Source organism: Glycomyces tenuis DSM 44171, from assembly GCF_000427885.1.
In the GTDB taxonomy this organism is placed as follows: domain Bacteria; phylum Actinomycetota; class Actinomycetes; order Mycobacteriales; family Micromonosporaceae; genus Glycomyces; species Glycomyces tenuis.
The window spans coordinates 34,056-45,730 of sequence record NZ_ATYW01000002.1; the positions used below are offsets into that span (position 1 = coordinate 34,056).

Annotated in this window: 9 protein-coding genes; 7 read left to right on the forward strand and 2 right to left on the reverse strand. The window is 68.3% G+C overall.

What is annotated here, in order from left to right:
- The first annotated feature begins 90 nt into the window (after positions 1-90).
- From YWW_RS0102670 to YWW_RS0102680, 3 genes are all read left to right on the forward strand, one after another.
- The gene (locus YWW_RS0102670; RefSeq protein WP_211228403.1) at positions 91-1,539 is read left to right on the forward strand and encodes a glycosyl hydrolase; all 1,449 of its coding nucleotides are present in this window, start codon (positions 91-93) and stop codon (positions 1,537-1,539) included.
- Positions 1,540-1,823: 284 nt separating this feature from the next.
- Entirely contained in the window at positions 1,824-3,038 is a 1,215-nt protein-coding gene (locus tag YWW_RS35670) for an RICIN domain-containing protein (protein ID WP_051325303.1), read from the forward strand.
- Positions 3,039-3,171: 133 nt separating this feature from the next.
- Positions 3,172-4,749 (forward strand): lectin, encoded by a 1,578-nt coding sequence (locus tag YWW_RS0102680; protein ID WP_026928883.1) that lies wholly within the window; start codon positions 3,172-3,174, stop codon positions 4,747-4,749.
- Positions 4,750-4,848: 99 nt separating this feature from the next.
- Here the strand turns inward: YWW_RS0102680 and YWW_RS0102685 are convergent, their stop codons facing one another.
- A complete protein-coding gene (locus tag YWW_RS0102685) occupies positions 4,849-5,982 on the reverse strand; it encodes an ROK family transcriptional regulator (RefSeq protein WP_211228404.1) in 1,134 nt (377 codons plus the stop codon).
- A 191-nt stretch (positions 5,983-6,173) separates the two neighbouring features.
- On the opposite strand from YWW_RS0102685, the gene YWW_RS27945 reads away from it, so the two are divergent.
- The 4 genes from YWW_RS27945 to YWW_RS0102705 all read left to right on the forward strand — a co-directional run bounded on the left by YWW_RS27945 (position 6,174) and on the right by YWW_RS0102705 (position 11,234).
- Positions 6,174-8,486, forward strand: a complete 2,313-nt coding sequence (locus YWW_RS27945) for a sialidase family protein (protein ID WP_211228405.1) — start codon at positions 6,174-6,176, stop codon at positions 8,484-8,486.
- A 105-nt stretch (positions 8,487-8,591) separates the two neighbouring features.
- Positions 8,592-9,272 (forward strand): transposase, encoded by a 681-nt coding sequence (locus YWW_RS27950; protein ID WP_342673562.1) that lies wholly within the window; start codon positions 8,592-8,594, stop codon positions 9,270-9,272.
- Between the two features lie 148 nt (positions 9,273-9,420).
- A complete protein-coding gene (locus YWW_RS37180) occupies positions 9,421-10,077 on the forward strand; it encodes a GbsR/MarR family transcriptional regulator (protein WP_245595339.1) in 657 nt (218 codons plus the stop codon).
- Entirely contained in the window at positions 10,074-11,234 is a 1,161-nt protein-coding gene (locus YWW_RS0102705) for an FAD-dependent monooxygenase (protein WP_026928886.1), read from the forward strand. The genes YWW_RS37180 and YWW_RS0102705 overlap by 4 nt, the downstream gene beginning before the upstream one ends.
- 30 nt (positions 11,235-11,264) lie before the next feature.
- Here the strand turns inward: YWW_RS0102705 and YWW_RS34735 are convergent, their stop codons facing one another.
- A complete protein-coding gene (locus YWW_RS34735) occupies positions 11,265-11,468 on the reverse strand; it encodes a sigma factor-like helix-turn-helix DNA-binding protein (protein ID WP_081687150.1) in 204 nt (67 codons plus the stop codon).
- Between the last annotated feature and the right edge of the window lie 207 nt (positions 11,469-11,675).

An 11,675-nucleotide genomic window follows, 5' to 3' on the forward strand; every position in this document is an offset into this window, starting at 1 on the left:
AATTGAAGTCCACCTCAATTCATCGGCGGCGAAGCCCGAACCGACCGAGTCCCTCTCGCCGCCGGCAGTCCATCCCTTCTGGAGATCATCATGCGATCATCAATGTCCACCGTCGGCGTTCGAGCTCGCAGGCGGCGATGGCGCCGCCTGCTCTTGACCTGCCTCGTAGCGGCGTCCGCCGTCGCCGCGAGCCTGTGGTTCGGTCTCGGCACCGCCTCAGCGGCACCGGCACCGCTGGTCGGCACGGCCTCCGGCCGCTGCCTGGACGTCACGGGCGCCAGCGACGCCCCCGGCACCGCCGTGGTCATCTGGGACTGCAATGGCGGCGCCAACCAGCAGTGGGAGTTCACCGGTGCCGGTGAACTGCGCACTCTGGGCGGCACTCGCTGCCTCGACGCGTTCGACAACCAGACCGCCGCCGGCACCCGGCTGGTGATCTGGAATTGCAACGGCGGCGCCAACCAGCAGTTCAGACTCAACGGCGACGGCAGCATCACCGGCGTCCAGTCGGGGCTGTGCGTCGACGTCATTGGCGCCGGTACCGCCAATGGCACCGAGGTCGGGCTGTGGGACTGCAACGGGCAGGCCAACCAGCGGTGGTCGACCGGCGGCGACGGCGGCGGCAACCAGGAGTGCGATGTGGAACCGAACAACCCCGACGCCAACCAGCAGGCCCGCAACCTGCTGTGCTTCATCGACAGCCAGTACGGCAACCACATCATCTCCGGGCAGCAGGAATCCACCTGGATCGGCGGCCCCGACTACGAGATGAACTACATCTACAACAACACCGGCGAGTACCCTGCGATCCGCGGGCTCGATCGCGGCGACTCGCCGGACTTCTCCCAGCGGGCCATCGACTGGTGGAACGCCGGCGGCATCCCCATGATCGGGTACCACATGGGCGCGCCCACCTTCCCCGACGGCTACGACGGCAGCCGGCAGACCGTCTCCATCGACCGGGTCCTGACACCCGGAACGGCGGAGAACGCCTCGTTCCACGAGCGGCTCGACGGCGCCGCCACCGAACTGCAGCAGCTCGAGAACGCCGGAGTCGCGGCGATCTGGCGGCCCTTCCACGAGGCCGGCGGCACCTGGTTCTGGTGGAGCAAGGAAGGCGGCTCCCAGTACAACCGCCTGTGGCGGTACATGTACGACTACTACACCAACACCAAGGGACTGGACAACCTGGTCTGGCTGCACCCGTTCAACGGCGACCCGGACCCTTCGTTCTACCCGGGTGACGCCTACGTCGACTTCTCGGGCGCGGACACCTACGCCGGCGACGGCAACTACGGTCCGCTGACCGGGATGTTCAACGAGACGCGCGCCATCGTCGGCAACGACATGCCGATCGCGCTGCACGAGAACGGCCCGATCCCCGACCCCGACCAGTTGCGATCCACCGGCACCGGCTGGGTGCTGTTCTGCACCTGGCACGGGAACCACCTCACGAACAGCAACTCGGTGTCGCACCTGCGCCACGTCTACAGCAGCGACTACGTCATCACCCGCGACGAAGTGCCCGATCTCGGCTGACGCCGGAGACCGGCCACCGTCGGCGATCAAGCCGACCGAATCGCGCGATGGCCGGGAAGGGAACCCTTCTCGGCCATCGCGACCCATCCGGATGCCGCTCCGATAGGCCGCCGATGACGCGCCCCGCCGCCTCCTCTGCATCGATCCGCCGCATGTGAACGCGCCCAGGGAGGCTTCGGCGGCCCTCATTCAATCCTTGACATTGACGGACTTCAATTCAACGGCCAATGTGGATGGAAGTTCCAACGAGAACCATCGGAATCAGATAAAAGGAGAAGTCCCTCATGAATACTCGATCACGATGGCGGCGCCTCGTCGCACTCGCCACGGCGACCCTCGCTGCGACGGCCGCGATGCTGGTCAGCGCCGGTCCGGCACAGGCGGAGACGACCTGTGACGCGTTCGATTCGATCGACCAGGGCAAGTACTGGATCAACAACAACCTGTGGGGCCAGGAGGCCGGCACCGGCTGGCAGTGCATCACCGACACCTACACCAGCGGCGACACCATCGGCTGGACCACCGACTGGTCCTGGAGCGGCGGGCAGTACAGCGTTAAGTCCTTCGCCAGTTCGGTGCTCGGCTGGCACTGGGGCTGGCGGAACTCGAACAGCGGCCTGCCCGTCCAACTCTCCGGCCCCGAGACCGTCAGGTCCAGTTGGGACTTCCGGGTCACCGACAATCCGGGCACGATGAACGTCGCCTACGACATGTGGCTGCACACGATCCCCAACCCGACCTGGGAGCACAATCCCACCGACGAGATCATGATCTGGCCCTACCGCTCCGGCGGGGCGGGCCCGATCGGCGAAGTGGCCGCCACCGTGACCATCGACGGCATCACCTGGAACCTCCACCGGGGCAACATCGGCTGGAACGTGTTCTCGTTCGTCGCCACCAGCAACCGCACCTCGGTCGACCTGAACATCAGCAGCTTCCTCGACGACCTCGTCGCGCGCGGCTGGGTGCCCGCGAACAAGTACCTCACCAGCGTGCAAGCGGGCACCGAGGTCTTCACCGGCAGCGGCACGCTCACCACCGACGCCTACTCGGTGAGCGTCGGCGGCGACGGCTCCGGCGGCGGCGATCCGGCGCAGATCCGCAACCGCCACAGCGGCTTGTGCCTGGACGACTACGAATGGGCCACCGAACCGGGGGCCGAGGTCCGGCAATGGACCTGCAACGGCCAGACGGTCCAGGACTGGTACCTGGACCCGGTCGGCGACGGGTACTACACCATCCGCAACGGCCACAGCGGCTTGTGCCTGGACGACTACGAATGGGCCACCGAACCGGGGGCCGAGGTCCGGCAATGGACGTGCAGCGGCCAGCCGGTCCAGCAGTGGGAAGTGGTCCCGGCCGCAGACGGGTACTCCACCCTGGTGAACCGCCACAGCGGCCTGTGCCTCGACAACTACGGCTGGGGCACTGAACCGGGGGCCGAGGTCCGGCAATGGACGTGCAGCGGCAACGCCGCCCAGCAGTGGCAGATCGGCTAGCACGAGCGATACCCGCCGATTCATCGACAGGCGGCGCGGCCCCGATCCGTCGGCCACCCGAGACGGTGGCACCGCTGATCGACCGCGCCGCCGTACCGGACCGGCACCCGACTCGAATTTAGGAGTGTGTGTTATGCGCAGAATGCTCGCCCTGCTGCTGTCAGGGCTGGTCACAGCGGTCACCGTTCCCGTCCTGCTCGTCAGCGCGTCCCCGGCACAGGCGCTCGACAACGGCCTGGCCCTGACGCCGCAGATGGGCTGGAACAACTGGAACACCTTCGGCTGCTCCGTCAACGAAGAACTCGTCCGCCAGACCGCGGACCTGCTCGTCTCCAGCGGCATGGCCGAGGCCGGCTACGAGTACGTCAACATCGACGACTGCTGGATGGAGCGGGAACGCGACGCCGACGGCAATCTCGTCGCCGATCCCGACAAGTTCCCCAGCGGCATGAAGGCCCTCGCCGACTACGTCCACGACAAGGGCCTCAAACTCGGCATCTACTCTTCGGCCGGAACCACCACCTGCGCCGGATATCCCGCCAGCCTCGGCTACGAGCAGCGCGACGCCGACCTCTGGGCGTCCTGGGGGATCGACTACCTGAAATACGACAACTGCGGCGACCACCAGGGCCGCAGCGCGCAGGAGCGGTACACCGCGATGCGCGACGCGCTCGCGGCCACCGGCCGCCCGATCCTGTACAGCCTGTGCAACTGGGGCCAGGAGAACGTGGTGAGCTGGGGGGCCGAGGTGGGCAACTCCTGGCGCACCACCGGCGACATCACCGACGACTGGAGCTCGGTGATGAGCATCCTCGACGCGCAGGTCGGCAAGGAGTCCTACTCCGGGCCGGGCGCCTGGAACGATCCGGACATGCTCGAAGTCGGCAACCCGGGACTGTCCGACACCGAGTCGCGCGCCCACTTCAGCCTCTGGTCGCTGCTCAACGCACCGCTGCTGGCCGGCAACGACCTCCGGTCCATGTCGCAGACCACCGTCGACATCCTGACCAACAGCGAGGTCATCGCCGTCAACCAGGACTGGGGCGGCATCCAGGGCCACAAGATCAGCGACAACGGCAACCTGGAGGTCTGGCGCAAGCCCATGTCCGACGGCTCGGTCGCCACGGTGCTTCTCAACCGCGGCAACAGCGGCGCGAACGTGTCCACCACGGTCGGCGCCCTCGGCCTCGGCGAAGCCGAGTCCTATACGGTGCGGGACCTGTGGGCCCACACGACCGGCTCCTCGTCCGGCACGATCAGCGCGTGGGTGCCGGCCCACGGCGCCGCGATGTACATCGTCGAAGGCGGCGGCCTCGTCGAACCCGGGGCGTCCGCCTACCGCGGCGAGGAGTCCGGTCGGTGCCTCGACGTGACCGGCGCGTCCCAGGCCAGCGGCACCGAAGTCGTCATCTGGGACTGCAACGGCCAGGCCAACCAGAGCTGGACCGCCACGGGCACCGGGGAACTCCGCGTCTACGGCGACAAGTGCCTCGACGTCTCCGGCGGGGCCACCGCCAACGGCAGCCCGGTGATCATCTGGGACTGCAACGGCGGCACCAACCAGCAATGGCGCGTCAACGGCGACGGCTCCATCACCGCCGTGGGCGCGAACAAGTGCCTCGACGTCTCAGGCCGGGGCACCGCCAACGGGACGCCGGTGGTCATCTGGGACTGCAACGGCCAGGCCAACCAGCAATGGAACCGCGTCTGAGCTGGGACCTCACTGAGATCGGGGCGGCGCGGCGCCGGGCCGCGCCGCCCCATCCCGATCCGGTCCAGACTCGCCCGCGACGAGGAGGCCCCGCCCCGCTCAGATCGTGGCGCGCAGCGTGGCCTTGATCGCGAGGGCGGCGCTGGAACGGGCCCATTCCCTGAAGTCGAACGGCTGCAGGTCGAGATCCAGGAGGCCGGCGTCGCCCTCGTAGGTGTCCTCGATGCCCTGGTCCACGCGGCGCGATGCGACCTCGTGCAACGGCAGTCCCTCGCCGGTCAGGAGCACCTTCTGCGGGTCGATCGCGTTCGCGACGGTGCCGATGAGCACGCCGAGCGCGTACCCCGCGTCGTTGAAGACGCGCCTGGCGTCCGGATCGCCGGCACGGGCCGCTTCGAGTGCCTGGGCGAAGGTGGGCGGCCCGTCGAGGCGGCGCAGCAGCATGTGCTCGGTCAGGTAGCTCGACACGCAGCCCCGGCGACCGCAGTCGCACCGCGGGCCGTTCGAGTCCACCAGGACATGGTGAAAGCGCGGGGTCAGACCGTGCGCGCCCTCCACGAGTCCGCCGTCGACGATCAGGCCGCTGCCGATGCCCGCGCCGATGGTGATCACCGCCATCGAGTTCAGGCCGGCTCCCGCGCCGAACCAGTGCTCGGTCGCGGTGAGGGCCTGCACGTCGTTGTCGACGGCGGTGGACAGGCCGGTCGCCTCGGCGGTCATCGCCTTGAGCGGCACGTCGACCCAGCCCAGGTACGCGTCATGCACCACGAGTCCGTTGTGGATGTGCGCTCCGAGCGTCACGCCGACCGCCGTGAGTCCGGCGTGCCGGGCCGCCGCTCTGGCGATCTGCGCGACGACCGCTCGGGGCTCGGTGGATCGGAGCGGTTCCTCGGTCGTCTCCAGTGTCGTCGCGGTCAGGTCGACCACGGCGGTGTGCAGTCGGTCCGCGGTGAGTTTCACTCCCAGGAAGCGGTGGGTTCCGCCGGGCACTCGCAGCGGTTCCGACGGTCGTCCCAAGGGGGTCCGCAGCTGCGCGCCGCCTTCCGCCAGCAGCCCTTGCAGCACGAGCACCTTGGTCGCGCGGGTGACGGTGGGTCGGGACAGGCGCAGGCGGGCGGCGATCTCGGATCGCGGCATGGCGCCGTGGATCAGCACCTCCAGCAGGATCTGGCGCGCGACCTCGGACAGCGCAGGCCATTCCCGTGCGCGGTTCGAGCCGCTCGTCGTTGTCACGGGCCCACGATACCCAGCCGCGCCACATCGCCCGAGTGTTCCGGCGAACGACCGCACCATCCATAAATGTAGATCTATGTCTTGACCGTGCTTCGTGGGCACCATACAATCAACACTAAATTTCACATTGAAATTAATCGTGTTGTGGGAGTGGGCCGCTCCACTCACCCGACCGACACCAGGGAGTGTTCATGACTGAGGACAGCAAGCGATTCGAGGCCGCCGCGAGGCTACGGCGGCGCACGGTGCTCACCTCGGCGACCGCCGCGATCATGGGCGGCGCCATCGGGGTGGGGCCCGGGCCCGCGCAAGCGGCCCCGCCGGAGACGTACTGGTTCAGGAACGTCGAGATCGGCGGCGGCGGCTTCGTGCCCGGCATCGTCTTCAATGAGGGCCAGCGTGACATCGTGTACGCGCGCACCGACATCGGCGGCGCCTACCGGTGGAGCCAGTGGCGCGCCCGGTGGGAGCCGATGCTCGACTTCGTCGGCCCCGACCAGTGGGGCCACACCGGCGTCGCGGCCCTGGCGGCCGACCCGGTGGAGACCAGCCGCGTGTACGCGGCGGTCGGCACCTACACGAACTTCTGGGACCCCCGCAACGGCGCGATCCTGCGATCCCAAGACTTCGGCCGCACCTGGGAGACCGCGGAGCTGCCGTTCAAGCTCGGCGGCAACATGCCCGGCCGCGGCATCGGCGAGCGCCTGGCCGTCGACCCGAATCGCAACCGCATCCTCTACCTGGCCGCTCCCAGCGGCAACGGCCTGTGGCGCAGCGCCGACTACGGCGCCAGCTGGGCAGAGGTGGACTCCTTCCCCAATCCCGGCGACTACGTGCCCGAGCCCGACGCCGATCCGAACAGCCCGGGCGCGCAGCGGATCGGTCTGCTGTGGGTGGTCTTCGACCAGAGTTCCGGCCGCCGCGGAGAAACGAGCCGGGACATCTACGTCGGTGTGGGAGACAAGGAGAACAGCGTCTACCGCTCCACCGACGCCGGGGCGACCTGGGAGCGCCTGCCCGGCCAGCCGACCGGGTTCCTGCCGCACCGGGCGGTGTTCGACCACGTAGGCGGCTACCTGTACATGGCCACCACCGACGGCGCCGGACCGAACGACGGCGCCGCTGGAGACGTGTGGCGGTTCGAGTCCGCGAGCGGGGAGTGGACGAACGTCAGCCCGGTGCCCTCCTCCAGCGAGGAGAACGCCTGGGGCTACAGCGGCCTCACCATCGACCGCCAGAACCCCGGCACGCTGATGGTCACGACGCAGGTTCAGTGGTGGCCGGACTGCAACATCTTCCGCACCACCGACGGTGGTGCCACGTGGACCCGCGCCTGGGACTGGGGCGATGGCTTGAACCGCTCGTTCCGGTACACCATGGACATCACCGAGGTGCCCTGGCTCGACTGGGGCCTCGATCCCGAACCGCCGGAGACCCGGCCCAAACTCGGCTGGTGGATGGAGTCGATGGCCATCGACCCGTTCGACTCCGACCGCATGATGTACGGCACCGGCGCCACCATTTACGGCAGCACCGACTTGACCGCCTGGGACTCAGACGACCAGATCACCATCCGCCCGATGATCCGAGGCCTCGAAGAGACCGCCGTCGTGGAGCTGATGAGCCCGCCGGAAGGCGCACCGCTGTTCTCCGGCCTCGGCGATCTCGGCGGTTTCCGGCACGAGCGCATCGACGCGATACCCGCGGCGATGTACCCGGCCCCCCAGATGAGCCCGGTGACGACCCTGGACTACGCCGAGCTCGCCCCCGCGCTCATCCTCCGGGTCGGGCGGGGTGACACCTACCTGGCCATCTCGACCGACGGCGGCGAGAACTGGACCGCCGGCACCGCCCCCGAGGGGAGCACCGGTCCCGGCCGCAACGGCGCGGGTGCGGCGATCAGCGCCACCGGCGACCGCATCCTGTTCGCGCCCGACGGCGCCCCGGTCGGCTACAGCACCGATGCCGGGGCCACCTGGACCGCGTCCACCGGAATTCCCGAAGGCGCCCACGTCGAGTCGGACCGCGTCGACCCCGCCACGTTCTACGGATGGGCTCAAGGCGAGGTCTACGTCAGCACCGACGGCGGCGCTTCCTTCACACGAACCGCGACCGGGCTGCCGACCGACAACGGCGACATCAAAGCCGTGCCCGGACACGAAGGCGAGCTGTGGATCTGTGGCGGCGGCTCCGCGAGCGGCATCTGGCGCTCAGTCGACAGAGGCGCGACCTTCAACCGGCTCGACGCCGCCCAGGACGCCTTCGGCATCGGTTTCGGCAAGGCCGCACCCGGCTCGGACACTCCGACGGTCTTCACCATCGCGACCATCGACGGCACTTGGGGAGTCTTCCGCTCCGACGACGCCGGGGCCACCTGGATCCGCGTCAACGACGACGACCATCAATACGGCAGCCCGAGCGTCATCGCCGGCGACCCCCGCGTCTTCGGCAGGTACTACCTCGGCACCAACGGCCGCGGCGTCATCGTCGCCGACCGCCTCTGACCGGCAGTACCACTCGCGGGTCTCCCCGGTCTTGTCGAGCCCGGCCCAGGGCAGCGCGTCGGGCTCGGCATGCAGCTCGGGACGGTCGCCATCGCGGCGGAACAGATGGTCGCATCCGGATTCCGGTGTATCGCCCGCGTCCGGGCCAGGGACGCGGAGGTGATCATGCGGGCTGGAGCCCAGTTGCAACTCAACATCCAGGAGGTCTTGCCCGACGGGTCGTGGATCGCGCACCTGAACGAGCCCGGCAAACCCTCGGTCAAGGTCCGAGTGATCGAGTACTCGGTGACGGCCAACGACACCGTCACCGGCGAGGAGTCGATCGGGGAGACGGTCACGCTGATCACCAGCCTGCTCGACCATGAGCGGTACCCGATCGGCGACTTCCCCGACCTGTACCGGCAGCGTTGGACTTCCGAGACGGTCTTCGACGAGGTCAAGACCGACCTGCGCGGCGGCTGCGAGGTTGTCTTCCACTCCACGTCCCGCGACGGGGTGCTCGCCGAGTTCTGGGGACGGATGTGTCTGTACCAGGGCATCAGCGACGTGGTCGACCATGTCGTCCTCGACGCCGGGCTGCCACCAGAGGACGCGGTCGGTTTCAAGGCCGCGACCAGCTTCGTGCGCCGCTCGGTCACTTGGACCGACGCGGCTGCCTCTCGCTGCTCAGGCGTGAGGCGGCGATTGAGCAGGCGCGGTGGCACCGACGGCGCGGCAGCCGGCGCCGGATCGGAGTCAGAGGGCGGCTCCCATGAGGGGCCTGAAGCCCGGCTCCAGGGCTCTTGAGGCTCCGCGAGACGATCCAATATGGCTCCTACCTGCGGCGATGGGTTCGAATAAGAATGCAGAAGGTCCACACCACCGGCCCCTCACGGGGTCCATGTGACCGTTTGTGATCGCCTGTGACCGGCAGTAGCCGGTCACAGGCGATTTTATGGTTCGCGGTCAGTTCGATCGCCTTGAAGTCCACGCCGCCATGGGCCCCTTCGCGGGCCCATGTGTTCACCTGTGGCCGGTCGCGGGTCTGAACCGGGGGCGCTTGTGTCAACTGAAATTTCAGTTTATTCTGAAATACATGGCAAGTAATGTAATTACTGAAGTATCGATATGTGAGCCTTCCGATGGCGGTGGGCCGTCGCATGAGTCGCTGCTCGAGTGGGTCGAGCGGGTCGCGATGTTCCTCGCGAACGACGGGGTGCCGCCGATCGCGGGGCGGGTACTGGGCTGGTTGATGGTCTGCGAGCCCGCTGAGCAGTCGGCCGGGCAGATCAGCGAGGCGATCGGGGCCAGCCGGGCATCGCTGACGACGAACATACGCGTGCTCATGACCATCGGTTTCGTCGAGCGGCGGACGCGGCCCGGGCAGCGGACGGGCTACTACCGGCTCAAGGACGGCGCTTGGGAGGCGGTGGTGCGCCGCCAGATCGCCTCGCTGGTGTCGTTCCGCGAGGTCGCCACCGACGGGCTGGCGCTACTGGGAACCGAGCGCGCCCGCGCCGACCGGGTGCGTGAAGCACGGGACGTATTCGACTGGATGGCCGAGGTCTTCGAACAGGCCCCGCCACCAGAACGCAAGAGAGGCAGACCATGACCGGTACGGCGATCGTCGTCGGGGCGGGTATCGGCGGACTGGCGGCAGCGATTGGGCTGCGCCGCATCGGTTGGGACGTGACCGTCCTGGAGCGTTCAATCGAGGTGGGAGAGATCGGGGCCGGAATGTCTCAGGCGCCCAACGCCTTGCGTGCGCTGGACGCGCTCGGCGTCGGGGCGCAGGCGCGCGCGGCTGGCACGCCGTTCTTCGCCACGACCAACCTCCGGGCTCCCTCGGGCCGCTACTTGATGCGCGCCCCGTCCGGCGCGCCGCATTCGCTGCTGGGCTTCCACCGCGCCGACCTGCACGGGGTGCTCCGCGATGCCGTGCCCACGGCATCGATCCAAACCGGCGCCAAGGTGACAGGATTCGACCATACCGCCGAGCACGCCCGAGTGCACATCGGCGACGAGACGCTCACCGCGGACCTCGTCGCCGCCGCCGACGGCATCCACAGCACCGCCCGCCGACTGCTGTGGCCGGGTACGCCCGAGCCCGCGTTCTGGAACTACACTGTCTGGCGCGGCATCGCCGACCTCGACCTGGCCGCGCACGAGGGCTGCATGACCATGGGCACGGACCGATACTTCCTAACGATGCCGCTGTCCCGGGGGCGGGTCTACTGGGCGCTCGGCGCCCGCGCTGAAGCCCCCGGCATCCGCTACGCGGACGAACGTGAAGCCGTCCGCGAGCGGGTCGCCGGCTGGCACGTGCTGATCCAGAACCTCCTGGACGCCACAGCGGCCGATCGGGTGCTGCACCACGACATCACCGACCTCGACCACGCCCCGCTGCCGAGTCTCGTCAACGGTCGCATCGCGCTGCTGGGCGATGCGGCGCACCCGATGAGCCCGGACCTGGGGCAGGGCGCAGGCATGGCGATCGAGGACGCCGTCGTGCTCGCTGCGGCGCTCGCCGAGATTGGCGACCCGCGTGCCGCTCTGGCGCGATACGACCGCGAGCGGCGGTCCCGCACGCAGTGGGTTGCGAAGGCCGCGCACAAGAACGGGCATGACGCCCTCATGGGCAGCGCGCTGCACCGACGTCTCCTGTCGCTGACGTTGCGGCTCATGACACCAACCGCGTTCGCGAAGGTGTCAGAGAAGGGCCTTGCCCGCCTTTGGGGCTGGCAACCGCCAGATCTACCACGCGCATAGGGGACCCGAAAACGTCGGATCTTGGATATGTCATCCAGTCTGCGGGTGATCGTTGAGGCTGACGGATTCGCGGGAATCGCGAACCAGGCGTCTGACGCTGCGGACGCTGATCCCGTATCTTGCGGCCAACTCTTTTTGCGGCGTACCGTGATTGAAGGCGGTGACGATCGCTTCACGTTGCACGTCGCTCAGCCGCCTGTGCAAGGACCGCGGTCGTGCTTGCGGTGAGTCCATAACGGAGAATTCGCTGCCCCATCGTGACCGACTCGAAGGGCCTGAAGACGACTCGTCCGCCTTAAGTGCGTTTTCGAGGCGATCTAGAGCGGCGTCTACCTGCGGTGATGGCTTCGAATAAGAATGCAGAAGGTCACGTGTGAACGCTTGTGCCAGCCTGTGATTGGTTGTGACCGGTCGCGGGCGGGCATAATGCTCTTCCCCTTC